This is a genomic window from Sediminicola sp. YIK13 (assembly GCF_001430825.1).
Taxonomy (GTDB): domain Bacteria; phylum Bacteroidota; class Bacteroidia; order Flavobacteriales; family Flavobacteriaceae; genus Sediminicola.
Map to the genome: position 1 here is coordinate 189,414 of NZ_CP010535.1, position 25,806 is coordinate 215,219.

Below are 25,806 nucleotides of genomic sequence, written 5' to 3' on the forward strand. Positions count from 1 at the left end.
ATTTAGCTATTAAAGCTGACCTATGTCGATTCCGTCCTTTTTGTCCTACCTTTCCTTGGAGCGGAAATACTCTCCCCATACAGTTACTGCATATAAGGCCGATTTGGAAGAGTGGGCGTTGTTTTGTGCGGAAGAATTTTCATTAAAAGACATTGATAGCGCCAATTACAGCCTCATTAGAAGTTGGATTGTGCGGTTGGTGGACTCTGGGATATCCAATAGAACGATCAATAGAAAAATAGCCTCTCTAAAGGCCTATTATAAGTTTTTGCTGCGCATTGGACAAATAACTGCCAATCCGTTGGCGAAGCATACCGCTTTAAAAACCACAAAAAAAGTAGAGATACCATTTTCCGAATTGGAAATGGAAGCCGTGCTGCAGCAAATATCGTATGCCGATGATTTTGAAGGTGCAAGGGATAAGTTGATCGTGGCCCTCTTGTATACTACGGGGATGCGTAGGGCGGAAATGATCAATTTAAAGATAGGCAACGTGGATTTTTCCAGTATGACGCTTAAGGTTTTGGGGAAGCGCAACAAAGAGCGCATCCTGCCTTTGTTGTCTTCTACAAGGGAGTTGTTCATTCAGTATTTTGAGTATAGGGATGCCTTGGAAACTATTGAAGATGGGGAATTTGTCTTTTTGTCAAAGGCCGGTAATAAAATATATGAAACACTTGTTTATAGAATTATAAATCGGTATTTTAGAGAAGTGTCCTCTAAGGTAAAGAAGAGCCCGCATATATTAAGACACACATTTGCGACTCACTTGCTCAACAAGGGTGCGGATTTAAATTCGGTCAAAGAATTGTTGGGACATTCAAGTTTAGCCTCTACACAAGTTTACACCCATAATAGCATTGCCGAACTTAAAAAAGTACATTCAGCTTCCCATCCTAGGAACAAGAAGTAGCACTTTATTCTTTTTTAATGTTTAATTTTTAAAATTTAGGCCTATGAAAGTAAATGTTCAATCCGTTAATTTCAATGCGGAAGGAAAGCTAATCGACTTTGTTCAATCCAGATTGAACAAGCTAGATCAATTTTACGACAAGATCATCAGTTCTGATGTCTACCTTAAGGTGGAGAATACAAGTTCCAAAGAAAATAAAATTGTTGAGATTAAGGTACATGTTCCCAAAGATCAATTTATAATAAAAAAGCAGTGTAAAACCTTCGAAGAGGCTGTGGATGTGGCATCTAGTTCGTTGGAAAGAAAATTGGTGAAACGCAAGGAAAAATTAAAAGCACAAGTTTGATTAAAATTATTTAAAAAATGTTTTGAATAATTAAAAAAACGTATACATTTGCAGTCCGTTAGAAATAGCGGGCTTTTTTGTGAAAGAAAAAGGAAGTAAAAAGGCCGATGTAGCTCAGCTGGCTAGAGCAGCTGATTTGTAATCAGCAGGTCGTGGGTTCGAGTCCCTCTATCGGCTCTTAAGTTCTTAAAATATTGGTTTGGGGAGATACTCAAGCGGCCAACGAGGGCAGACTGTAAATCTGCTGACTACGTCTTCGCAGGTTCGAATCCTGCTCTCCCCACAAAAAAGGCTTAAAGGGTCTTTGTATGAAAATACAGAACGTTTGTTTTTGAAATTATGAAATAAATTTTTAGGTTTGCCTAAAAATTAAAATGCGGGAGTAGCTCAGTTGGTAGAGCGTCAGCCTTCCAAGCTGAATGTCGCCGGTTCGAACCCGGTCTCCCGCTCTAAATTTTAATTGCAAATAGCTCCTTTACTGGGGCTTTAGGCAATTGGGATTAAATGGACGAAATATTGAATATTTTGTTCAGAGCGAAGTCGGGATTAAACCCGTCAACGCTTTACTTTGAGTTTATGGTTATAGTTTTAAGTTTTGGTTATAACTGGCTATAAAACTTAAAGACGCCGGTGTAGCTCAGGGGTAGAGCGTTTCCTTGGTAAGGAAGAGGTCATGAGTTCAAATCTCATCATTGGCTCATTCAAGGCATAATTTGTACACTAATATAAACTAAGATTAAAATTCATTAAACATGGCAAAGGAAACTTTTGATCGTTCCAAACCGCACTTAAATATAGGTACTATTGGACACGTAGATCACGGTAAAACTACATTAACTGCTGCTATTACAACTGTTTTGGCAAATGCAGGTCTTTCTGAAATGAGAAGTTTCGATTCTATCGATAACGCTCCTGAAGAAAAAGAAAGAGGTATTACTATCAACACATCACACGTAGAATATTCAACTGCAAACCGTCACTACGCTCACGTTGACTGTCCTGGTCACGCGGATTACGTAAAGAACATGGTTACTGGTGCTGCCCAAATGGACGGTGCTATATTGGTTGTTGCCGCTACAGATGGTCCAATGCCACAAACTCGTGAGCATATCCTTTTGGGTCGCCAGGTAGGTATTCCAAGGATTGTTGTATTCATGAACAAAGTGGATATGGTTGATGATGAGGAATTATTGGAACTTGTTGAGATGGAAGTACGTGAATTACTTTCTTTCTATGACTATGATGGTGACAATGGACCTGTAATCGCTGGTTCTGCATTAGGAGCACTTAACGGTGAGCAAAAATGGGTTGATACAGTAATGTCCTTGATGGAAGCTGTTGATAGCTGGATTGAATTGCCAGAAAGAGATGTTGATAAGCCTTTCTTGATGCCTGTTGAAGATGTATTTACAATTACTGGTCGTGGAACTGTTGCTACAGGTCGTATCGAAACAGGAGTTGCAAACACTGGAGATCCAGTAGAGATCATCGGAATGGGAGCTGAAAAATTAAATTCAACTGTTACTGGAGTAGAGATGTTCCGTAAGATCTTGGATAGAGGTGAAGCTGGTGATAACGTAGGTATCTTGTTAAGAGGTATTGAAAAATCACAGATCAAAAGAGGAATGGTTATCTGTAAGCCAGGTTCTGTTAAGCCACATGCTAAATTCAAAGCAGAGGTTTATGTTCTTAAAAAAGAAGAAGGTGGTCGTCACACACCATTCCATAACAACTACCGTCCACAGTTCTACGTAAGAACCACTGACGTAACAGGAACTATCAATCTTCCTGATGGTGTTGAAATGGTAATGCCAGGTGATAACTTAACTATTACTGTTGATTTATTGTCTCCGATCGCATTGAGTGTTGGTCTACGTTTCGCAATCCGTGAAGGTGGTAGAACAGTAGGTGCTGGTCAGGTTACTGAGATTTTAGATTAATCACATTATAAATATTGCACTGAGGGTGTCCTGCTATGTGGGATACCTTTCAGTGTAAATATAAACGGGTGTAGCTCAGTTGGTAGAGCACTGGTCTCCAAAACCAGGTGTCGGGAGTTCGAGTCTCTCCTCCCGTGCTAATGTTAAAAGGGAAAGTCTTAAATGACGGACCCGATATGGAAAATTAAACAAGTGGGATAGGGTCTAAAAAGTAGTTCATTTATTAAGTCCTATTTTTTTCCCGAATCATAAAGAATGAAGTTGATAAACAGCCATTCTTATTAAAACTATAGAAAACCTTTCACAGCATGTTGACTTATATTAAGGAATCCGTTGAAGAGCTTAGAAACAATGTTACCCTGCCTCCAAGGGCTGAGTCATCAAATTTGATGGTAATAGTAGCAGTGTTTTCAATTATTTTTGCATTAGCTACATGGGGTGTTGATAGTCTTTTTGGAGAATTGATCCAATTGTATTTTACTAAAATAATCAACTAAGTCATGCCTATGTCGGAAGTATTAGATAAAAAATGGTATGTAGTTAGGGCTGTTAGTGGTCAGGAGAACAAGATAAAAGGGTATATCGAAACAGAAGTTGCGAGACTTGGTTTTGAAGATTACCTGGAAGAGGTTCTTGTGCCTACTGAAAAGGTGGTTCAAATAAGAAATGGTAAGAAAATCAACAAGGAGAGAGTTTATTTTCCTGGTTACATCATGATCAAGGCCAATTTAGGTGGAGAGATGATACATATTATACGTTCCATTACGAACGTTATAGGATTTTTGGGTGAAACAAAAGGGGGAGATCCCGTGCCACTTAGAAAATCCGAGGTGAACAGAATGTTAGGAAAAGTAGATGAGTTGGCCGTTACAACGGACAGCGTAGCTATTCCTTTTGTTTTGGGTGAAACTATAAAGGTTATAGACGGACCTTTCAATGGTTTCAACGGTACCGTTGAAAAGATAAATGAAGAAAAGCGCAAGCTAGAGGTAATGGTGAAGATTTTCGGAAGAAAAACTCCATTGGAACTTAGCTATATGCAAGTAGAAAAAGTATAAGTAAGAATTGTTACATATATAAGGTAGTGTCGCTTCCAAAAAGACACGCTTTCAATTTAATTTTAAACAATGGCAAAAGAAGTAAGTAAAGTAGTTAAACTACAAGTTAGGGGAGGTGCAGCGAATCCGTCGCCACCGGTTGGACCCGCTTTAGGTGCTGCCGGCGTTAACATCATGGAATTCTGTAAGCAGTTTAATGCGCGTACACAGGATAAACCAGGCAAAGTATTGCCAGTTGTTATCACGGTATTTAAGGACAAGTCATTTGACTTCGTTGTTAAGACACCGCCAGCGGCAATTCAACTTATGGAAGCAGCTAAGATTAAAAAAGGATCTGGCGAACCTAACAGAAACAAAGTGGCTAGCGTTACCTGGGAACAGATAAGAGCTATAGCCGATGACAAAATGGTAGATTTAAATGCCTTTACCTCAGAAGCAGCTATGACAATGGTTGCGGGTACGGCTAGATCTATGGGTTTAAAAGTTTCAGGGACCAAACCTTTTTAAAATCTTAAAAGCAATTTAGAATGGCAAAATTAACAAAAAAGCAAAAAGAAGCGCTTTCTAAGGTAGATAGAAACAAGCTATATTCCTTGATGGAAGCTTCAGCTTTAGTAAAAGAGATAACAAACGTAAAATTCGACGCGTCTGTTGATATCGCTGTAAGATTGGGTGTAGATCCAAGAAAAGCGAATCAAATGGTACGTGGTGTTGTTACACTTCCACACGGAACAGGTAAGGACGTTAAGGTTTTAGCGTTGGTAACCCCGGATAAAGAAGCAGAAGCTACAGAAGCTGGTGCTGATTATGTAGGGTTGGATGAGTATTTGGAAAAAATCAAAAACGGTTGGACCGATGTTGATGTAATCATCACCATGCCAAGTGTTATGGGTAAATTAGGTCCTTTGGGTAGAGTATTGGGACCAAGAGGTTTAATGCCCAATCCAAAGACAGGAACAGTTACTATGGATGTCGCTAAAGCGGTTGCAGAAGTAAAGGCTGGTAAGATTGATTTTAGAGTAGACAAAACTGGTATTGTACATGCTGCGATCGGGAAAGTATCTTTCTCAGAGGATAAGCTAGCGGAAAACGCCAAAGAACTTTTGGATACTCTGAACAAATTAAAACCTGCTGCTGCAAAAGGGGTATACATGAAGAGCATTTATTTGTCTAGTACAATGAGCCCTAGTATGCAACTAGATCCTAAAGGAGTATAACTGTTAGTTTAAAGTTTTTATTATGACAAGAGAAGAAAAATTGAACGTTATACAAGATTTAACTGCACAGTTGGGAAGTAATTCCATTATATACTTGGCAGATATCTCTGGTATGAATGCTTCGGCCACATCAGATTTAAGAAGGGCTTGCTTTAAAGCCAATATTAAACTTGCGGTCGTAAAAAATACCTTGCTTGCAAAGGCAATGGATGCATCGGATAAAGATTTTGGTGAGCTTTCAGAAATATTGGTAGGTAACACTTCCATTATGTACTCTGACACTGGTAATGCTCCAGCAAAATTAATCAAGAACTTCAGGAAAAAAACTACAAAACCATTATTGAAAGGCGCTTATATTGAAGAGGCCGTTTATGTTGGTGATGAGAACCTGGAAGCCTTGATCAATATCAAGTCTAAGGAAGAAATGATTGGAGAAATCATCGGATTACTTCAGTCACCTGCTAAAAATGTTATCTCTGGACTTAAGTCTGGTGGTGGTAAATTGGCCGGTATCCTTAAAACATTATCCGAGAAATAATACGTACGCACTAAAAACAATTATATTTTAAAATTTTATTAAACGATAGAAAAATGGCAGATTTAAAAGATTTCGCAGAACAATTGGTTAACTTGACTGTAAAGGAAGTAAATGAGTTAGCTGCAATATTGAAAGATGAATATGGTATTGAGCCTGCTGCTGCTGCAGTAGCTGTTGCCGCTGGTGGAGCCGCTGAAGGTGGTGAAGCTGCAGAAGAGAAAACTGAATTCGATGTAATATTGAAAGCAGCTGGTGCTTCTAAATTGGCAGTAGTTAAATTGGTTAAGGAATTAACTGGTTTAGGTTTGAAAGAAGCTAAAGATATCGTTGATAGCGCACCAAAGCCTATCAAAGAAGGTATCTCTAAAGATGAGGCTGAAGGAATTCTAAAATCATTGGAAGAAGCAGGAGCAGAAGTTGAGCTTAAATAATAGCGACAACCATACTATTTTGGTTTAGGTCTTTCCACCCTTTCGGTGGCTAGACCTAAACCCTTTTATATATGTTGTATATAAGGACATATACTACCCATTTTAGTATTCACAATCAAAATTTTGTCCATTGATGTTTACAAAACAAACTGAAAGAATAAGTTTCGCATCCGCTAAGAACATACCGGACTACCCGGATTTCTTGGACATTCAGATTAAATCCTTTCAAGATTTCTTTCAACTTGAAACTAAATCTGATGAAAGGGGCAACGAAGGCTTGTACAACACCTTCATGGAAAACTTTCCAATCACTGACACAAGAAACCAATTTGTTTTAGAGTTTCTAGACTATTTTATTGATCCGCCAAGATATTCCATTCAAGAATGTATTGAGCGCGGGTTAACCTATAGCGTACCTCTTAAAGCAAGGTTGAAGTTATACTGTACCGATCCAGAGCACGAGGATTTTGAAACCATCGTACAGGATGTTTATTTGGGTACAATTCCATACATGACACCTAGTGGTACTTTCGTTATCAACGGGGCCGAGCGTGTTGTAGTATCTCAATTACACCGTTCTCCTGGAGTGTTCTTTGGACAGTCTTTCCACGCAAATGGTACAAAATTATATTCTGCTAGGGTAATTCCTTTCAAGGGATCTTGGATAGAATTCGCTACAGATATCAATGGCGTTATGTACGCTTATATTGATAGAAAGAAAAAATTACCGGTAACTACTCTTTTCAGGGCCATTGGTTTTGAAAGGGATAAAGATATCTTGGAAATATTTGACCTTTCGGAAGAAGTAAAGGTTTCCAATACCGGACTTAAGAAAGTATTGGGTCGTAAATTGGCGGCCAGAGTTTTGAACACATGGCATGAAGATTTCGTGGATGAGGATACAGGTGAAGTAGTATCTATCGAGAGAAACGAAATTATATTGGACCGTGATACTATTCTTGAAAAAGATCATATCAACGACATTATAGAGGCTGACGTAAAAACTATTCTTTTGCACAAAGAGAATAACGCACAGTCAGACTACGCAATCATTCATAATACCTTGCAGAAGGATCCTACAAACTCCGAAAAAGAGGCTGTAGAGCATATTTATCGTCAACTGCGTAATGCAGAACCGCCCGATGAAGAAACTGCACGTGGTATTATCGACAAATTATTCTTTTCAGATCAACGTTACAACTTAGGTGAAGTAGGACGTTACAGAATGAATAAAAAATTAGGGTTGGATATTGGAATGGACAAGCAGGTCTTGACCAAAGAAGATATCATTACCATAATTAAATATTTGATCGAATTGATCAACTCTAAAGCAGAGATTGATGATATTGATCACCTTTCAAACAGACGTGTAAGAACTGTTGGAGAACAATTATCGCAACAATTTGGTGTTGGTCTTTCCCGTATGGCAAGAACAATCCGTGAGCGTATGAACGTTCGTGACAATGAGGTGTTTACACCTATTGATTTGATCAACGCAAAGACTTTGTCTTCTGTGATCAACTCATTCTTTGGAACAAACCAGTTGTCTCAGTTCATGGACCAAACAAATCCATTGGCAGAGATCACGCACAAGAGAAGATTATCGGCACTAGGACCAGGTGGACTTTCGAGAGAAAGAGCTGGGTTTGAGGTTCGAGATGTTCACTATACACATTACGGTAGACTTTGTCCAATTGAAACTCCAGAGGGACCAAACATTGGTTTGATTTCATCCTTGGCGGTATTCTCTAAGGTGAACCCAATGGGATTCTTGGAAACTCCTTACCGTAAAGTTGAAAATGGAAAGGTAAATACTAAGGAATTCGGTTATTTAAGTGCTGAAGAAGAAGAAGGAATGAAAATAGCCCAAGCTAACATTCCTTTGAAAGAAGATGGTACTATAGATATAGAAAAAGTAATCGTTAGGGAAGAAGGGGATTTCCCAGTTGTTGATCCGGGTGAAGTTAATTACACGGATGTAGCGCCTAACCAAATTGCGTCAATATCTGCTTCATTGATTCCTTTCTTGGAACATGATGATGCAAACCGTGCCCTGATGGGATCAAACATGATGCGTCAGGCCGTACCATTGTTAAAACCAGAATCTCCGATTGTTGGAACAGGATTGGAGCGTCAAGTAGCTTCAGATTCAAGAGTATTGATCAATGCGGAAGGAGATGGTGTTATAGAATATGTTGATGCTAAGAAAATAACCATTAAGTACGATAGGACAGACGCAGAACGTTCAGTAAGTTTTGAAGAGGATTCCAAGACGTATGAATTGGTGAAGTTTAGAAAGACCAACCAAGGAACAAGTATCAACCTTAAACCAATCGTAATAAAAGGCGATAGGGTTAAGAAAGGACAGGTTCTTTGTGAGGGCTATGCAACAGAAAGTGGTGAGCTTGCCTTGGGTAGAAACCTTAAAGTGGCTTTTATGCCATGGAAAGGGTACAACTTTGAGGATGCGATCGTAATTTCTGAAAAGGTAGTACGTGAAGATATCTTTACCTCTATCCATATAGATGAGTATTCATTGGAAGTAAGGGATACCAAATTGGGAGCTGAAGAGTTGACCAATGATATTCCAAACGTTTCCGAAGAGGCCACTAAGGATCTGGATGAGCACGGTATGATCCGTATTGGTGCAGAAGTTAAGCCTGGTGACATCTTAATTGGTAAGATTACTCCTAAAGGGGAATCTGATCCAACACCTGAAGAAAAACTATTACGCGCCATCTTTGGAGATAAGGCTGGCGATGTAAAAGATGCTTCCTTAAAAGCTTCACCTTCATTGAGAGGTGTGGTTATCGATAAGAAATTGTTCTCTCGTTCTATTAAAGATAAGCGCAAGCGTTCTGAAGATAAAGAGGCCATTTCTAAATTGGAGTTGGAATACGAAGTGAAATTCGAACAACTTAAGGATGTATTGGTAGAGAAATTGTTTGTGTTGATCAATGGTAAGACGTCACAAGGGGTATTGAACGATCTTGGGGAAGAAGTACTTCCAAAAGGTAAGAAATATACCATGAAGATGTTGAACTCTGTTGATGATTTCGCTCACTTGGTGGGAGGAAGCTGGACAACCGATAAGGATACCAACACATTGGTTGCTGATCTTTTGCACAACTATAAGATTAAATTAAACGATCTTCAAGGTAACTTGAGGAGGGACAAGTTTACGATCTCCGTAGGTGATGAATTGCCTGCAGGTATCATGAAATTGGCCAAAGTTTATATTGCGAAAAAACGTAAGCTAAAGGTTGGTGATAAAATGGCGGGTCGTCACGGTAACAAAGGTATTGTTGCCCGAATCGTTCGTCATGAGGATATGCCGTTCTTGGAGGATGGAACACCTGTGGATATCGTATTGAATCCACTTGGGGTACCTTCTCGTATGAACATCGGACAGATCTATGAAACGGTTCTTGGATGGGCTGGTCTTAAATTGGGCAAGAAATATGCTACTCCAATTTTTGATGGGGCTACCATTGACCAGATCAATGAATTTACAGATGAGGCCGGAATCCCGAGATTTGGACATACTTACCTTTATGATGGTGGAACTGGACAGCGTTTTGATCAACCAGCAACTGTTGGGGTGATCTATATGTTGAAACTAGGACACATGGTAGATGATAAGATGCATGCCAGATCTATAGGACCATACTCCTTGATCACGCAACAACCATTAGGTGGTAAAGCACAATTTGGTGGTCAGCGTTTTGGAGAGATGGAAGTTTGGGCACTGGAAGCATATGGTGCGTCTGCAACCCTAAGAGAAATATTGACAGTGAAATCTGATGATGTTATCGGAAGGGCCAAGACTTACGAGGCCATTGTAAAAGGAGAAACAATGCCAGAACCTGGTTTACCAGAATCTTTCAATGTATTGATGCACGAACTTAAGGGATTAGGTTTGGACATTAGATTGGAGGAATAAGATAATAGGTCTTGAACACTATTTGTAATATACATATTTAATTTACTATCACCATATTGTTATGGCTAGACAAAAAGATAATAACACAATAAAAAGGTTCGATAAAATTTCAATCGGATTGGCATCTCCAGAATCTATTTTGGCGGAGTCAAGAGGGGAAGTTTTGAAGCCTGAAACTATTAACTATAGAACGCACAAACCCGAGCGTGACGGTCTTTTTTGTGAGCGTATTTTTGGTCCTGTAAAGGATTACGAATGTGCTTGTGGAAAATATAAGAGAATTCGTTACCGTGGTATTGTTTGTGACCGTTGTGGGGTAGAGGTTACAGAAAAGAAAGTACGTAGGGACAGAGTAGGGCACATCAACTTGGTGGTTCCCGTTGCTCACATCTGGTACTTCCGTTCTTTGCCGAATAAAATAGGATACCTTCTAGGATTACCTTCCAAGAAATTGGACATGATCATCTATTATGAGCGTTATGTGGTTATCCAACCAGGTATTGCAAAGGGTCCTGATGGGGAAGAGATTCAGAAAATGGATTTCTTGACCGAAGAGGAGTATCTGAACATCTTGGAATCCATTCCGGTGGAGAACCAATACTTGGAAGATACAGATCCAAACAAGTTTATTGCTAAAATGGGAGCTGAATGTTTGATCGATATCTTATCTAGAATCGATTTGGACCAACTTTCCTATGAACTAAGGCATAAGGCAAATACAGAAACTTCCAAGCAGCGTAAGACAGAAGCTCTTAAGCGTTTGCAGGTGGTTGAGTCTTTGCGTGATTCGCAGAAGAACAGGCAGAATAGACCTGAGTGGATGATTATGAAAGTAATCCCTGTAATTCCACCAGAACTTAGACCATTGGTTCCATTGGATGGGGGTCGTTTTGCGACGTCCGATTTGAATGACCTTTACAGAAGGGTAATCATCAGAAACAACCGTTTGAAAAGATTGGTTGAGATCAAAGCTCCTGAAGTAATCTTAAGGAACGAGAAGCGTATGCTTCAAGAATCAGTGGATTCCTTGTTCGATAACACCCGTAAGGCATCAGCCGTTAAAACGGAATCGAACAGACCATTGAAATCTCTTTCTGATTCCTTGAAAGGTAAGCAAGGTCGTTTCCGTCAAAACCTTTTGGGTAAACGTGTGGATTATTCCGCTCGTTCGGTAATCGTTGTTGGACCTGAAATGAAATTGTTCGAATGTGGTCTACCAAAAGATATGGCCGCAGAACTTTACAAGCCGTTCGTTATTCGTAAGTTGATCGAAAGAGGTATTGTAAAAACTGTTAAATCAGCGAAGAAAATTATAGATAAGAAGGAACCAGTAGTTTGGGACATTCTTGAAAACGTATTAAAAGGACATCCTGTACTATTGAACAGGGCCCCTACATTGCACCGTTTAGGTATACAAGCGTTCCAGCCAAAACTTATTGAAGGAAAGGCTATCCGTTTACACCCATTGGTATGTACGGCATTTAACGCGGATTTCGATGGGGATCAAATGGCAGTACATTTGCCTTTGGGACCAGAAGCTATTTTGGAAGCACAATTATTAATGTTGGCTTCCCACAACATATTGAACCCAGCAAACGGTTCACCTATCACAGTACCATCACAGGATATGGTCTTGGGTCTTTACTATATGACCAAAGAGAAAAAAACCATGGGCGATGTTATCGTTAAAGGTGAGGGTATTACGTTCTATTCCGATGAGGAAGTGGTTATCGCTTTCAACGAAGGTAGGGTAGAACTTAATGCAGGTATCAAGGTAAGAACGAAAGATTTTAATGAAGCGGGAGAACTTGTTTACCAAATTATACCAACAACTGTAGGTAGGGTATTGTTCAACATGGTAGTGCCAGAACAGGCAGGTTATGTGAACGAAGTATTGAACAAAAAATCATTGCGTGATATTATTGGTAACATATTAAGTGTGACCGATGTACCTACCACGGCTGATTTCTTGGATAAGATTAAGACCATGGGGTATGAATTCGCTTTTAAAGGTGGATTGTCCTTTAGTCTTGGTGATATTATTATCCCACCAGAGAAGCATGAAATGATTGCCGATGCCAACGAACAAGTGGATGGTATTATGGCAAACTATAACATGGGTCTTATTACCAATAACGAACGTTACAATCAGGTGATTGATGTTTGGACCTCTACGAATGCGATGTTGACCGAATTGGCAATGAAGCGTATCCGTGAAGACAAACAAGGATTTAACTCTGTGTACATGATGTTGGATTCTGGAGCAAGGGGTTCCAAGGAACAGATTCGTCAGTTGACCGGTATGCGTGGATTGATGGCCAAGCCTAAAAAATCTACCGCTGGTGGTGGTGAAATTATTGAAAACCCGATCCTTTCCAACTTTAAGGAAGGTCTTTCCATCTTGGAGTACTTTATTTCTACCCACGGTGCGCGTAAAGGTCTTGCGGATACTGCATTGAAAACTGCGGATGCAGGATACCTAACCCGTCGTTTGGTGGATGTATCACAGGATGTGATCATCAACACTGAAGATTGTGGAACGTTACGTGGAATTGAGGTTGAGGCCTTGAAGAAAAACGAAGAAATCGTTGAAAGTCTAGGAGAAAGAATCTTAGGTAGGGTTGCCTTGCACGATGTGATCAATCCTTTGACAGAAGAAATTTTGTTAAGAGCAGGACAAGAGATATTGGAGGCAGACGTGAAAAGAATCGAAGCTTCTCCTATAGATAAGGTAGAAGTGAGATCAGCATTGACCTGTGAGGCCCAAAAAGGTATCTGTGGTAAATGTTACGGTAGAAACCTATCTACCAATAAAATGGTACAAAGAGGTGAAGCTGTTGGTGTTGTTGCTGCCCAATCCATTGGAGAGCCTGGAACACAGTTGACTTTGCGTACTTTCCACGTGGGAGGTATTGCAGGTAACATTTCTGAAGACAGTAAATTAGAAGCTAGATTCGGTGGTATAGCCGAGATCGAAGATCTAAGAACGGTAACAGGAACTGACGGTGAAGGAAAAGCAGTGGAAACTGTAATATCCAGAACATCGGAGATAAAAGTTGTAGATGCCAAAACAGGAATCACACTAAGTACCAATAACATTCCTTACGGATCTCAATTGTTCATCAAGAACGGTGCTAAGGTTGAGAAAGGAGAGCTTATTTGTCAGTGGGATCCATATAACGGTGTAATTGTTTCTGAATTCCCAGGTAAGATTGCTTATGAAAATATTGATCAAGGTATTACATACCAAGTTGAAATAGATGAGCAAACTGGATTCCAGGAAAAAGTAATCTCTGAATCTAGAAACAAGAAATTGATACCAACATTATTGATTAAAAACAATAATGATGAGGTATTGCGTTCTTATAACCTACCGGTTGGATCACACATTATGGTGGACAACGGTGATAAGATCAGTGAAGGTAAAATCTTGGTGAAAATTCCACGTAAATCTGCTAAGTCAGGGGATATTACAGGTGGTCTTCCAAGAGTAACCGAATTGTTCGAAGCACGTAACCCATCTAACCCAGCGGTAGTTTCTGAAATTGATGGTGTTGTTTCTTTCGGTAAAATTAAAAGAGGTAACCGTGAGATTATCATAGAATCAAAATTGGGAGAGATCAAGAAATACTTGGTAAAACTGTCCAACCAGATTCTGGTACAAGAGAACGATTATGTACGTGCAGGAATGCCGTTATCAGACGGTTCTATTACTCCAGAGGATATCTTGGCAATTAAAGGACCATCTGCTGTACAACAGTACTTAGTGAATGAGGTACAAGAAGTATATCGTCTACAAGGGGTGAAGATCAACGACAAGCATTTTGAGGTTGTTGTTCGTCAAATGATGCGTAAAGTACGTATTCAGGATCCGGGTGATACCATATTCTTGGAGAACCAATTGGCTCATAAAGACGATTTCATTTTAGAAAATGATGAAATTTTCGGTAAGAAAGTAGTTTTGGATGATGGAGATTCTGAAAACTTGAAACCAGGTCAGATCATTACTGCTCGTGAGCTAAGGGATGAAAACTCACTTCTTAGAAGAGGGGACAAGAACTTGGTAACGGCCAGAGACGCGGTTGCGGCTACGGCTACACCAATCTTACAAGGTATTACAAGAGCCTCGTTACAGACTAAATCATTCATATCGGCTGCTTCCTTCCAGGAAACAACTAAGGTATTGAACGAAGCGGCTGTAGCAGGTAAAGTTGATACATTGGAAGGCTTGAAAGAAAATGTAATTGTAGGACATAAGATTCCGGCAGGTACAGGTATGAGGGATTATGATAACATCATCGTGGGTTCTAAAGAAGAATTCGATGAGATCATGGCCCGTAAGGAAGAGTTCAAGTTTTAATTGATTATGGACGATAACAATCAAAACCAAAAACAAATCAATATAGAGTTAGATGAAAAAACGGCCGAGGGGGTTTACTCCAACTTGGCTATCATCAACCACTCTGTATCAGAATTTGTTGTTGATTTTATCAGCTTAATGCCTGGAGCACCTAAGGCCAAAGTGAAGAGTAGGATCGTACTTACTCCACAGCATGCCAAAAAGTTTCTAAAAGCGTTAAATGATAATGTTCAGCGTTTTGAAAAGGCCCATGGTACAATCAAGGATTATGAACAGCCACCTATACCGTTGAACTTCGGTCCAACAGGAGAAGCATAAACAAAAAACCCCATGATGTAAATCATGGGGTTTTTTTATAGTTGTATTTAAAGGAATAAATTAATCAAATTCCGAAGTGAAATGCAGCTTCACCGAAGGGTATTTCTGTTGTGTCATTTGGAGTGAAAATTGGGAATCTGCTAAAAATACCAATTGATTTCGTTTGTCCTTGGCCAAAAATTTCTGTTTTACCCTTTTAAATTCCTTGAACTCCTCATTGTTCTTGTCTTTAGGTTCTACCCAACAGGCTTTGTAGACCGGGAAATTTTCATAGGTACATTTGGCACCGTATTCATGTTCTAAACGGTATTGTATCACTTCAAATTGAAGCGCGCCAACGGTTCCTATCACCTTCCTGTTGTTTATTTCTAGAGTAAATAACTGAGCTACCCCTTCGTCCATCAATTGATCGATTCCTTTGTTAAGCTGTTTTGCTTTCATCGGATCTGCATTGTTGATGTATCTGAAGTGTTCTGGGGAAAAACTGGGGATCCCTTTGTAGTGTAGCTCTTCTCCTTCTGTTAAGGTATCTCCAATTTTAAAGTTCCCCGTATCGTGAAGCCCCACAATATCTCCTGGATATGAAATATCCACTATTTCCTTCCTTTCGGCAAAGAAGGCATTGGGACTGGAAAATTTAAGGTTCTTACCATGTCTTACGTGTAGGTACGGTTTATTTCTTTCAAAAGTTCCGGAAACAATTTTTATAAATGCAAGACGGTCCCTATGCTTTGGATCCATATTGGCATGGATTTTAAACACAAAACCCGTAAAATCCTTTTCGTTGGCTTTCACCAAGCGTTCCTCGGCCATTTTAGGCCTCGGTGTTGGCGCAATATCAATAAAACAGTCCAAGAGTTCCCGAACCCCGAAATTATTTAATGCAGAGCCAAAAAACACAGGCTGTTGGGTTCCTTTAAGATATTCTTCCTTGTTAAATGGGGGATACACCCCATGGACCAATTCCAGGTTCTCCCTTAATTCGGTGGCTGCTTTAGAGCCAATTATTTTTTCCAGCTCAGGGCTGTTCAGATCATCAAATGCAATGGTTTCCTCTATATTTTTTTTGCTTTCACCACTGAATAGGTTAATGTTCTTTTCGTATATGTTATATATTCCTTTAAAATCATAACCCATCCCTATTGGGAAGCTCAATGGTGAGACTTTAAGGCCTAGTTTTTGTTCCACTTCGTCCAAAAGATCAAAGGCATCCTTTCCCTCCCTGTCCATCTTGTTAATGAAAACGAGCATAGGAATGTTTCGCATCCTACATACTTCCACTAGTTTTTCGGTTTGCTCCTCAACACCTTTGGCGACGTCAATCACTACAATAACGCTGTCTACTGCTGTTAGGGTTCTAAAGGTGTCCTCGGCAAAATCCTTGTGTCCGGGAGTATCGAGGATATTAATTTTCTTGTCTCTATAAATAAACGCTAAAACCGAAGTAGCTACAGAAATACCGCGCTGCTTTTCAATTTCCATGAAATCACTGGTGGCTGTTTTTTTAATTTTATTGTTTTTTACGGCCCCGGCCTCCTGTATAGCACCTCCGAAAAGCAGTAATTTCTCGGTTAAGGTTGTTTTTCCAGCATCGGGGTGGGAGATGATCCCAAAAGTCCTTCTCCTCAATATTTCCTTGTCAAAACTCATGCGTAAAATTTTTGCAAAAATAAGTCAAATAAATCGCTTCTGCCGAAGAACGAAAAGGAATTTGTAATTTGGTGTATATCCTTGATTATTAGCATTTATAATATTTAAGGTGCAATACAAATTTTTAGGAAGGGAAGATTATTTTCGATCAACAGTATTTTTAGACGTCCAATGAATTGTAAAGCTCGAACATATGTGGTGTTGAGATAGAGGAAATTTACGCTTTAACGAATATTATTGTCGTAGATGGATATTTGATGGCGATTCTCAAAGAAACAATTTGTTACTGGAAAATTTAGATTTATCTTGCACTGTATTATAAGAATGCCCTAACTTCTTACAATAGCCAACCTTCCAGCCATGGTGCTTAGTAAATTAAATTACTGACACGTATGGATGACTTTACTTTTTTAAATATAAAGGGGAAAAGAACAAAAACGCTAAGCTTATTAGCGGTTTTTTTGTTATTCTTTTCTTTTTCTTCGTTTGATAATATTTCGTCAATGGCCATGTCTATCGACACTGATAAAGACGGTGTAGTGGATTCCAAGGATATTGATGATGATGGCGATGGAATCATTGATGCTAATGAGGATGCCAATTTGGACAAGGATAATAATCCTGCTACCAACCCAACCGACAATGATCATGATGGTATTCCCAATTATTTGGACATCGATTCCGATAATGATGGGATCTTGGATAATATTGAAGCCCAGACAACCAGTGGATTTATTGCTCCATGTGGTATAGATTCTGATGGCAATGGATTGGATGATCACTACGAGCCTTCCCCAGGTGCCTGCGGAGGACTGATACCTATTGATACAGATGAAGATGGTGTGCCAGATTTTTTAGATATCGATTCAGATGATGATGGGATTCTTGATAATGTAGAGGCCCAGGATACTGATAGTTTTGTGGCCGTATGCGACAACGATTCTGACGGTAATGGATTAGATGATCATTATGAAACTACACCGGGAAGCGGCGAGGGGCTTACCCCTGTAGATACCGATATTGATAATGCACCTGATTTTAGGGATATAGATTCTGATGATGATGGTATCCTTGACAATGTAGAAGGACAAAACACCGATACTTTTATACCAGTTTGTGTAAACGATACAGATGGTAACGGCTTGGACGACCATTATGAATCAACTCCAGGTGCTGGAGAGGGAGTAACCCCTGAGAACTCCGATAATGATAATAATCCCGATTTCAGGGATATAGACAGTGACAATGACGGTATCCCGGACAACGTGGAAGGCCAGACTACCTCTGGGTATATTCCGCCGAGTAACCATGATAGTGATGGTGATGGCCTGGATAATGCATATGAAGAAACAGGTAATGAAGGAATTACTCCGGTTAATACGGATGGAATAGATATGCCTGATTTCAGAGACCTGGATTCGGATAACGATCTGGTTGCAGACAACAATGAAGGGAACGACTTCAATTTTGACGGGATCCCGGACCAGACCTTCACGGGTGTTGACACAGATGGTGATGGTCTTGACGATGGCTATGAGGGCAGTGATGTGAACGACGGCTTCGATGTGAACGATGAGATCGATGATCCTGCGAACGACCTTCCGGACACGGACGGCGATGCCAGTACCGATGGGGACGTGAACTACAGGGACCTGGACGATGACGGTGACAAGATTGATACCCCGGACGAGGACGCCGACAACGACGGCGATCCCACCAATGATGATACGGATGTAGACGGTACCCCGGACTACCTTGATCCAGATACCCCTTTGGATACGGACGGTGACGGTGTTCCTGATGTAACGGACCTTGACGACGACAACGATGGTATCCTGGATACGTTTGAATCCCCGGATGGAGTAGATGTAGACAGCGATAACGATGGCTACCCTGATAGGATAGATATAGACAGTGACAATGACGGTATTCCCGATAACGTAGAGGCACAGACCACTTCCGGTTATGTAGCCCCTAGTGGCTTGGATGACGATAACGATGGCCTGGACAACGCTTATGAAGGGGCAGGAAACGAAGGGTTAACACCAGTGGATACGGACGGCGACGGCAACCTTGACCACCTCGACCTGGACAGTGACAACGACCTTGTACCTGACAACAACGAGGGGAACGACTTCAATTTTGACGGGATCCCCGACCAGACCTTCACGGGTGTTGACACAGATGGTGACGGTCTGGACGATGGCTATGAGGGCAGTGACGTGAACGACGGCTTCGATGTGAACGATGAGATCGATGATCCTGCGAACGACCTTCCGGACACGGACGGCGATGCCAGTACCGATGGGGACGTGAACTACAGGGACCTGGACGATGATGGTGACAAGATTGATACCCCGGACGAGGACGCCGACAACGATGGCGACCCGACCAATGACGATACGGACGGTGACGGTACCCCTGATTACCTTGATCCGACCGATGGGAAGGATACGGACGGTGACGGAGTTCCTGATGTAACGGACCTTGACGACGACAACGATGGTATCCTGGATACGGTTGAATCCCCCGATGGAGTAGATATAGACAGCGATAACGATGGCTATCCTGATAGGATAGATATAGACAGTGACAATGACGGTATCCCGGACAACGTGGAGGCACAGACCACTTCCGGTTATGTGGCCCCCAGCGGTCTGGACGACGACAACGATGGCCTGGACAACGCCTATGAGGGCGCGGGCAACGAAGGTCTGATCCCGGTGGATACTGATGGCGACAATATTACCGACCACCTAGACCTGGATTCGGATAACGATCTGGTTGCAGACAACAACGAGGGGAACGACTTCAATTTTGACGGGATCCCGGACCAGACCTTCACGGGTGTTGACACAGATGGTGATGGTCTTGACGATGGCTATGAGGGCAGTGACGTGAACGACGGCTTCGATGTGAACGATGAGATCGATGATCCTGCGAACGACCTTCCGGACACGGACGGCGATGCCAGTACCGATGGGGACGTGAACTACAGGGACCTGGACGATGATGGTGACAAGATTGATACCCCGGACGAGGACGCCGACAACGATGGCGACCCGACCAATGACGATACGGACGGTGACGGTACCCCTGATTACCTTGATCCGACCGATGGGAAGGATACGGACGGTGACGGTGTTCCTGATGTAACGGACCTTGACGATGACAACGATGGTATCCTGGATACGGTTGAATCCCCTGATGGAGTAGATATAGACAGCGATAACGATGGCTATCCTGATAGGATAGATATAGACAGTGACAATGACGGTATCCCGGACAACGTGGAGGCACAGACCACTTCCGGTTATGTGGCCCCCAGCGGTCTGGACGACGACAACGATGGCCTGGACAACGCCTATGAGGGCGCGGGCAACGAAGGTCTGATCCCGGTGGACACCGATGGTGACAACATTACCGACCACCTTGACCTGGACAGTGACAATGACCTTGTGCCGGATAATAATGAAGGGAACGACTTCAATTTTGACGGGATCCCCGACCAGACCTTCACGGGTGTTGACACAGATGGTGATGGTCTTGACGATGGCTATGAGGGCAGTGATGTGAACGACGGCTTCGATGTGAACGACGAGATCGATGATCCGGCGAACGACCTTCCGGACACGGACGGCGATGCCAGTACCGATGGGGACGTGAACTATAGGGACCTGGACGATGACGGTGACAATATTGATACCCCGGACGAGGACGCCGACAACGATGGCGATCCCACCAATGATGATACGGATGTAGACGGTACCCCGGACTACCTTGATCCAGATACCCCTTTGGATACGGACGGTGACGGTGTTCCTGATGTAACGGACCTTGACGACGACAACGATGGGATCCTGGATACGGTTGAATCCCCTGATGGAGTAGATATAGACAGCGATAACGATGGCTATCCTGATAGGATAGATATAGACAGTGACAATGACGGTATTCCCGATAACGTAGAGGCACAGACCACTTCCGGTTATCTGACCCCTAGTGGCTTGGATGACGATAACGATGGCCTGGACAACGCTTATGAAGGGGCAGGAAACGAAGGGTTAACACCAGTGGATACGGACGGCGACGGCACCCTTGATCACCTTGACCTGGACAGTGACAATGACCTTGTGCCTGACAACAACGAGGGGAACGACTTCAATTTTGACGGGATCCCCGACCAGACCTTCACGGGTGTTGACACAGATGGTGACGGTCTGGACGATGGCTACGAGGGCAGTGATGTGAACGACGGCTTCGATGTGAACGACGAGATCGATGATCCGGCGAACGACCTTCCCGATACGGACGGCGATGCTGTGACCGATGGGGACGTGAACTACAGGGACCTTGACGATGATGGTGACAATATTGATACCCCGGACGAGGACGCCGACAACGATGGCGACCCGACCAATGACGATACGGACGGTGACGGTACCCCTGATTACCTTGATCCAGATACCCAAGTGGACACGGATGGGGACGGAGTAACGGATACAGATGAAAATACAGATGGGACAGATCCAACAGATCCTTGTGATTTTATATTGGCCAGTCAAACAGTAACTCCTTCAGATGAATGGATTGCTCTTGATTGTGACGGCGATGGGGTAACCAACGGCGATGAAGTAGCCGATGGCACCGATCCTCTGGATGGTTGTGATTACAACCCAGAGAGCATAACTATTGCCCAAAGTGGGGATTACCTGCTGTTGGATTGTGATGGAGATGGGGTGACCAATGGTGATGAATTAATTGATGGCACGGATCCATTGGATTCTTGTGATTTTGTTTTGGCAAGTCAAACTGTATTGACATCAGAAGAGTGGGAAACACTCGACTGTGATGGCGACGGAGTTACCAATAGTGATGAAGTTATAGACGCAACTGATCCTTTAGATCCTTGTGACCTACTTTTAAGTAGTCAGACTTTGGATCCGACAAATGAATGGAATAACCTGGATTGTGATAGTGATGGAAATCCAAATGGCACCGATCCAAATCCGCTTATGGCAACTGCTGTAGATGATTCAGGAACGACGATGCCAGAAACAGAAGTGATCATAAATATTTTGGAGAACGATGATTACCTTCCAAATAATGACTCGAACAACCTAGGGACAACTTCCATAACTAGAATTGGAGGCGATGCCACAGGAACTGTATCATTTGATGCAGAAACAGGGGAATTATCCTATATTCCTGATGCTTCAGAAACAGATACCACTGTAACAGTCATTTATGAAGTGTGCAATTCAGATCCTGATCCAGATGTTTGTGCCTCAGCAACGGTAACAATTGTTATTGAAGCTGGTGTGATGATCATAGATGCAGTAGATGATAATTATTCTATTGATTTTGTTATCGGTAGCGAAGGAGGGTTAATAGAGGGAAGCGATGTATTGTTAAATGATACTCTTGATGGAGAACCAGCTGATTTGGATGATGTGACAATTACCTCTACACCTACTAATGTATTAAGGGTAAATGAAAATGGAACAGTTAGTGTAATAGATGATAAAGTGTCTTCAGGTACGTATACTATTGAATACACCATTTGTGAAAAGGCTAATCCTGATAATTGTGACACCGCCATCGTAACGGTATCCATAGGTATCTTATCGAGAGGACCTATTGAAGTGAACCAATTGGTGACTCCAAATAGTGATGGTAAAAACGACTTTTTATTCATCAGAAATGTTGATCTGGCTCTTAATAACTCTATTAAAATATTCAATAGATGGGGTAAAGCCGTTTATGAGGGCAGAGGTTATAATAACCAGAATAATGTGTTCGATGGTAAGTCTAAAGTAAGGTCAACCATTGGTGCTGGGGATTACTTACCAGCTGGTGTATATTTTTATATATTTGAATATACCTTTGAACAAGAAAATATTTCAGAAAGTGGATACATATATATCAGTCAATAATACATCTAATAGGATATGATCAAGAACAAAAAGTATTTTATACCATTAGTGCTATTATTTGCCATAGTTGAGGTCATACATGGGCAGCAAGATGCTCAATACACCCAATATATGTTCAACACGCTTAGTGTAAACCCTGCATATGCCGGGTCACGTGGACAATTGAGTATTGCGGGATTATATAGGTCCCAATGGGTAGGTTTGGAGGGTTCTCCAACCACACAAACCCTGAACATACATGCCCCTATCCAAAACAGTAGGGTTGGCTATGGCTTCTCTATAGTCAATGATGAGATTGGTGATGGCGTTGTACAAGAAACATATTTTGATGCTGTGGTGTCATATACCATAGAAGTTGCACGCGATGCCAAGTTATCATTCGGATTAAAAGCCGGAGGAAACTTGCTGAACCTGGATTTTAATGGGTTGCGTAATTTCGATGCCGAAGCAACGGACGGGGATAATATTGATAATAAGTTTTCACCCAACTTTGGATTTGGGGCATACTATCATACCAACGTGTTCTATCTTGGACTTTCAGCACCCAATGTTCTGGAAACAAAACATTTTGACAATTCCAATAACGACGCCAATAGCACCAATTTCCTCTCCAAAGAAAGGATTAATTTTTATTTGATAACGGGTTATGTATTTGATGTAAATCCTGTACTAAAATTTAAACCGGCTTTATTGACCAAAGTAGTTAACGGTGCACCCTTACAGGTGGACCTCTCTGCTAATTTTATGTTCAATGAGAAATTTACTTTTGGAGCTGCCTATCGTTGGGATGCTGCAGTAAGTGCCCTGGCAGGTTTTCAAATAACAGATCAGTTTATGGTAGGGTTGGCCTATGATCGGGAAACAACCGATCTGGGGGGAACCCAATTTAACGACGGGTCTTTTGAGGTGTTTTTAAGATTTGAATTGGTGAAATCCTACAGACGTTTGGTTTCTCCTCGTTTCTTCTAAAAATTAAAAAATGATAAAAAGAATACTTTTAGTAATTGTCTTTACTTTTATAGGGTCAGGGTCATTGGTTGCGCAGGAGCGACTCATTGAGAAGGCGAACCAAAAGTATGAAGAATACTCTTTTAGTCCGGCTATTGACATCTATAAAAAAGTTTTGGAGAAGGGATTTGTGACCCCGGACATGCTAAAGAAATTAGGAAATGCTTATTATTTTAAGGCAGAATATGCAGAAGCCGCCAAAGTATACAAAAGGCTGGTAGACGAGTATCCAACAAATCTGGCGCCAGAATATTATTTCCGGTATGCACAAGTACTAAAATCATTAGGCAATTACTCAGAATCGGACGCTGTAATGTCGAAATTTACACAAATGACATCTGGTGATGAAAGGGGCATGGCCTATAGAAGTGAACGAAATTACCTAGAAGAAATAAAGGCCAACTCCGGCAGATACGAATTGAAAACCTTTGCCTATAATTCCCCTTATGGTGATTTTGCGCCTTCTTTTTACAAGCAAGGACTGATTTTTTCATCAGACAGGGACACGGGTAATTTGGCCAGGTACAGGCATACTTGGACTTCTAAGGACTTTTTGGATCTTTATAAGGTAAATGTTGATAGTGTTTCCAATAATTTAGTGTTTAAATTAGGTGAAAACATCAATACCAGACTTCATGAGTCTACCTCAGCTACAACCAAAAATGGAGAGGTAATCTATTTCACTAGAAATAACCTTTTGGACACCAAAAGTGAGAAGGGGAAGAAGGGAATCATAAGGTTAAAAATTTATCGGGCAAAATTGGTCAATGGTATTTGGTCGGAGGTAGAGGAGCTTCCTTTTAATAGCGATTCCTATTCTGTGGCACATCCCGCGTTAAGTCCAGATGATAGGACATTGTATTTTGCTTCCGATATGCCTGGATCCCTAGGGGAATCGGATTTATTCAAAGTAACCATCAATCAAGATGGTACGTTTAGCTCCCCTGAAAATTTAGGAAATAAAATAAATACAGAAGCTAGGGAAACCTTTCCTTTTGTGAGCGATAAAGAGATTTTGTACTTCTCGTCAGATGGACATCCAGGATTAGGGGGATTAGACATATTTGCCACGAAAATTGCTTTTGGTGATCTTTCTGGAAAAATTGCCAATGTAGGGGAGCCAGTGAACAGCAATCTGGATGATTTTACGTACATATTTAACGAAGAAACAAGAGAAGGTTATTTTGCATCCAACCGTGCAGGTGGGATGGGAGAAGATGATATATATGCCTTTAAGGAAATTGAACCCTTGGTGTTGGAATGTATACAACAGATCACTGGAACGGTAAGGGATAAAATATCCAATGAGGTATTGGTTGGCGCTACGGTAATGGTCATCAATGAGGATAATGTGGAAATTTCCAATACGATTACAAATTCTAATGGGGACTATAGTCTGACCGTGGATTGTAACCAAGGAAATTTTGTGAGGGCCTCAACGGAAGGATATACCCCTGCTGAAGAATATTTAGGAGTTTCAGATGGAAAACCTAAGATTATTGATTTCTATCTGGAGCGAGAAACTATCACCGCTGGTTTTGGGGATGATTTGGCAAAATTACTTCAATTGAGTACCATTTATTTCGACTTGAACAAATACAATATCCGCAAGGATGCAGAGATTGAGATTCAAAAAGTGGTTGCCGCCATGGAAAAGTATCCAAGTTTAAAGATCCAGGTGAATTCACATACGGATAGTCGGGGACCGGATGCCTATAACCTATGGCTATCCCAAAGAAGGGCAGAAGCCACGGTAAACTATATGGTTTCCCAAGGTATCTCCAAGGATAGGCTTAACGGGGAAGGCTATGGGGAAACCAGATTGGTAAACAGTTGTGGCAATGGTGTAAAATGTTCTTCTGAAGAACACCAGTTAAACCGTAGATCAGAATTTATTATATTGGAATAATTTATAAATTTTAAAATACTAAAAAAGCAGCTGCGGAAGTAGCTGCTTTTTTTATTGTCAATTTCTAGGTTGCGGTTAGAGGATATTTAATACCATTCAAATTTCAATTGCGAGGTAAGGAATGAAAGAAAAGCAGATTCATCAAATAGACGTGAAAATGCTGATATTAACATCATTTTAACGTGTTTCACAACATTATTTTTGACTTTCCTTTCTTGTGTATTAGATTGCCAACTTTA

Annotated in this window: 16 protein-coding genes and 5 tRNA genes; 20 read left to right on the forward strand and 1 reads right to left on the reverse strand. The window is 41.3% G+C overall.

Features of this window, described 5'->3' with window-relative positions; genetic code table 11:
• Positions 1-22: 22 nt before the first annotated feature.
• The 17 genes from SB49_RS00910 (at position 23) to SB49_RS00990 (ending at position 15,064) form a co-directional block, all read left to right on the forward strand.
• Complete coding sequence (locus tag SB49_RS00910) at positions 23-913, forward strand: tyrosine-type recombinase/integrase (protein WP_062052992.1); 891 nt, start codon at positions 23-25, stop codon at positions 911-913.
• Between the two features lie 43 nt (positions 914-956).
• Entirely contained in the window at positions 957-1,259 is a 303-nt protein-coding gene (hpf, locus tag SB49_RS00915; protein WP_062052993.1) for a ribosome hibernation-promoting factor, HPF/YfiA family, read from the forward strand.
• A 103-nt stretch (positions 1,260-1,362) separates the two neighbouring features.
• A tRNA-Thr gene (locus tag SB49_RS00920) sits at positions 1,363-1,436 on the forward strand.
• A gap of 24 nt (positions 1,437-1,460) precedes the next feature.
• A tRNA-Tyr gene (locus tag SB49_RS00925) sits at positions 1,461-1,542 on the forward strand.
• A 93-nt stretch (positions 1,543-1,635) separates the two neighbouring features.
• Positions 1,636-1,708: transfer RNA gene (locus SB49_RS00930), tRNA-Gly, on the forward strand.
• Between the two features lie 177 nt (positions 1,709-1,885).
• Positions 1,886-1,957: transfer RNA gene (locus SB49_RS00935), tRNA-Thr, on the forward strand.
• 54 nt (positions 1,958-2,011) lie between these two features.
• On the forward strand, positions 2,012-3,199 hold the full coding sequence (gene tuf / locus SB49_RS00940) for an elongation factor Tu (protein ID WP_062052994.1): 1,188 nt from the start codon (positions 2,012-2,014) through the stop codon (positions 3,197-3,199).
• A gap of 64 nt (positions 3,200-3,263) precedes the next feature.
• Positions 3,264-3,336 (forward strand) — tRNA-Trp (locus SB49_RS00945).
• 171 nt (positions 3,337-3,507) lie between these two features.
• The gene (gene secE / locus SB49_RS00950; protein ID WP_062052995.1) at positions 3,508-3,696 is read left to right on the forward strand and encodes a preprotein translocase subunit SecE; all 189 of its coding nucleotides are present in this window, start codon (positions 3,508-3,510) and stop codon (positions 3,694-3,696) included.
• A 9-nt stretch (positions 3,697-3,705) separates the two neighbouring features.
• The gene (nusG, locus tag SB49_RS00955; protein ID WP_062052996.1) at positions 3,706-4,257 is read left to right on the forward strand and encodes a transcription termination/antitermination protein NusG; all 552 of its coding nucleotides are present in this window, start codon (positions 3,706-3,708) and stop codon (positions 4,255-4,257) included.
• A 69-nt stretch (positions 4,258-4,326) separates the two neighbouring features.
• Positions 4,327-4,764 (forward strand): 50S ribosomal protein L11, encoded by a 438-nt coding sequence (rplK, locus tag SB49_RS00960; RefSeq protein WP_062052997.1) that lies wholly within the window; start codon positions 4,327-4,329, stop codon positions 4,762-4,764.
• A 20-nt stretch (positions 4,765-4,784) separates the two neighbouring features.
• On the forward strand, positions 4,785-5,474 hold the full coding sequence (gene rplA / locus SB49_RS00965; protein ID WP_062052999.1) for a 50S ribosomal protein L1: 690 nt from the start codon (positions 4,785-4,787) through the stop codon (positions 5,472-5,474).
• Between the two features lie 22 nt (positions 5,475-5,496).
• The gene (gene rplJ / locus SB49_RS00970) at positions 5,497-6,012 is read left to right on the forward strand and encodes a 50S ribosomal protein L10 (protein WP_062053001.1); all 516 of its coding nucleotides are present in this window, start codon (positions 5,497-5,499) and stop codon (positions 6,010-6,012) included.
• A gap of 53 nt (positions 6,013-6,065) precedes the next feature.
• Positions 6,066-6,443, forward strand: coding sequence for a 50S ribosomal protein L7/L12 (rplL, locus tag SB49_RS00975; RefSeq protein ID WP_062053003.1), 378 nt, complete (start codon positions 6,066-6,068; stop codon positions 6,441-6,443).
• Between the two features lie 133 nt (positions 6,444-6,576).
• Entirely contained in the window at positions 6,577-10,386 is a 3,810-nt protein-coding gene (rpoB, locus tag SB49_RS00980; protein WP_062053005.1) for a DNA-directed RNA polymerase subunit beta, read from the forward strand.
• Positions 10,387-10,447: 61 nt separating this feature from the next.
• Entirely contained in the window at positions 10,448-14,746 is a 4,299-nt protein-coding gene (gene rpoC / locus SB49_RS00985) for a DNA-directed RNA polymerase subunit beta' (RefSeq protein ID WP_062053007.1), read from the forward strand.
• Between the two features lie 6 nt (positions 14,747-14,752).
• Positions 14,753-15,064, forward strand: coding sequence for a DUF3467 domain-containing protein (locus tag SB49_RS00990; RefSeq protein WP_062053009.1), 312 nt, complete (start codon positions 14,753-14,755; stop codon positions 15,062-15,064).
• Between the two features lie 60 nt (positions 15,065-15,124).
• Here the strand turns inward: SB49_RS00990 and SB49_RS00995 are convergent, their stop codons facing one another.
• Positions 15,125-16,714 (reverse strand): peptide chain release factor 3, encoded by a 1,590-nt coding sequence (locus SB49_RS00995; protein ID WP_062053011.1) that lies wholly within the window; start codon positions 16,712-16,714, stop codon positions 15,125-15,127.
• Positions 16,715-17,217: 503 nt separating this feature from the next.
• Here SB49_RS00995 and SB49_RS15830 point away from each other — a divergent pair.
• Genes SB49_RS15830 through SB49_RS01010 form a run of 3 tightly spaced genes read left to right on the forward strand, consistent with a single transcriptional unit; the run spans position 17,218 to position 25,567 of the window.
• Entirely contained in the window at positions 17,218-22,650 is a 5,433-nt protein-coding gene (locus tag SB49_RS15830) for a gliding motility-associated C-terminal domain-containing protein (RefSeq protein WP_145758337.1), read from the forward strand.
• Between the two features lie 15 nt (positions 22,651-22,665).
• Positions 22,666-23,619, forward strand: coding sequence for a PorP/SprF family type IX secretion system membrane protein (locus tag SB49_RS01005; RefSeq protein ID WP_062053013.1), 954 nt, complete (start codon positions 22,666-22,668; stop codon positions 23,617-23,619).
• A gap of 10 nt (positions 23,620-23,629) precedes the next feature.
• Positions 23,630-25,567 (forward strand): OmpA family protein, encoded by a 1,938-nt coding sequence (locus tag SB49_RS01010; RefSeq protein WP_062053015.1) that lies wholly within the window; start codon positions 23,630-23,632, stop codon positions 25,565-25,567.
• Positions 25,568-25,806 lie beyond the last annotated feature (239 nt).

What these genes read in the sequence shown, in the direction of transcription:
- rplJ (WP_062053001.1), top strand. Translation starts at nt 5,497, where the DNA reads ATGACAAGAGAAGAAAAATTGAACGTTATACAAGATTTAACTGCACAG.
- SB49_RS15830 (WP_145758337.1), top strand. Translation starts at nt 17,218, where the DNA reads ATGGCCATGTCTATCGACACTGATAAAGACGGTGTAGTGGATTCCAAG.
- nusG (WP_062052996.1), top strand. Translation starts at nt 3,706, where the DNA reads ATGTCGGAAGTATTAGATAAAAAATGGTATGTAGTTAGGGCTGTTAGT.
- SB49_RS01010 (WP_062053015.1), top strand. Translation starts at nt 23,630, where the DNA reads ATGATAAAAAGAATACTTTTAGTAATTGTCTTTACTTTTATAGGGTCA.
- hpf (WP_062052993.1), top strand. Translation starts at nt 957, where the DNA reads ATGAAAGTAAATGTTCAATCCGTTAATTTCAATGCGGAAGGAAAGCTA.
- SB49_RS00990 (WP_062053009.1), top strand. Translation starts at nt 14,753, where the DNA reads ATGGACGATAACAATCAAAACCAAAAACAAATCAATATAGAGTTAGAT.
- rpoB (WP_062053005.1), top strand. Translation starts at nt 6,577, where the DNA reads ATGTTTACAAAACAAACTGAAAGAATAAGTTTCGCATCCGCTAAGAAC.
- SB49_RS01005 (WP_062053013.1), top strand. Translation starts at nt 22,666, where the DNA reads ATGATCAAGAACAAAAAGTATTTTATACCATTAGTGCTATTATTTGCC.
- rplK (WP_062052997.1), top strand. Translation starts at nt 4,327, where the DNA reads ATGGCAAAAGAAGTAAGTAAAGTAGTTAAACTACAAGTTAGGGGAGGT.
- secE (WP_062052995.1), top strand. Translation starts at nt 3,508, where the DNA reads ATGTTGACTTATATTAAGGAATCCGTTGAAGAGCTTAGAAACAATGTT.
- rplL (WP_062053003.1), top strand. Translation starts at nt 6,066, where the DNA reads ATGGCAGATTTAAAAGATTTCGCAGAACAATTGGTTAACTTGACTGTA.
- rpoC (WP_062053007.1), top strand. Translation starts at nt 10,448, where the DNA reads ATGGCTAGACAAAAAGATAATAACACAATAAAAAGGTTCGATAAAATT.
- SB49_RS00910 (WP_062052992.1), top strand. Translation starts at nt 23, where the DNA reads ATGTCGATTCCGTCCTTTTTGTCCTACCTTTCCTTGGAGCGGAAATAC.
- rplA (WP_062052999.1), top strand. Translation starts at nt 4,785, where the DNA reads ATGGCAAAATTAACAAAAAAGCAAAAAGAAGCGCTTTCTAAGGTAGAT.
- SB49_RS00995 (WP_062053011.1), bottom strand. Translation starts at nt 16,714, where the DNA reads ATGAGTTTTGACAAGGAAATATTGAGGAGAAGGACTTTTGGGATCATC.
- tuf (WP_062052994.1), top strand. Translation starts at nt 2,012, where the DNA reads ATGGCAAAGGAAACTTTTGATCGTTCCAAACCGCACTTAAATATAGGT.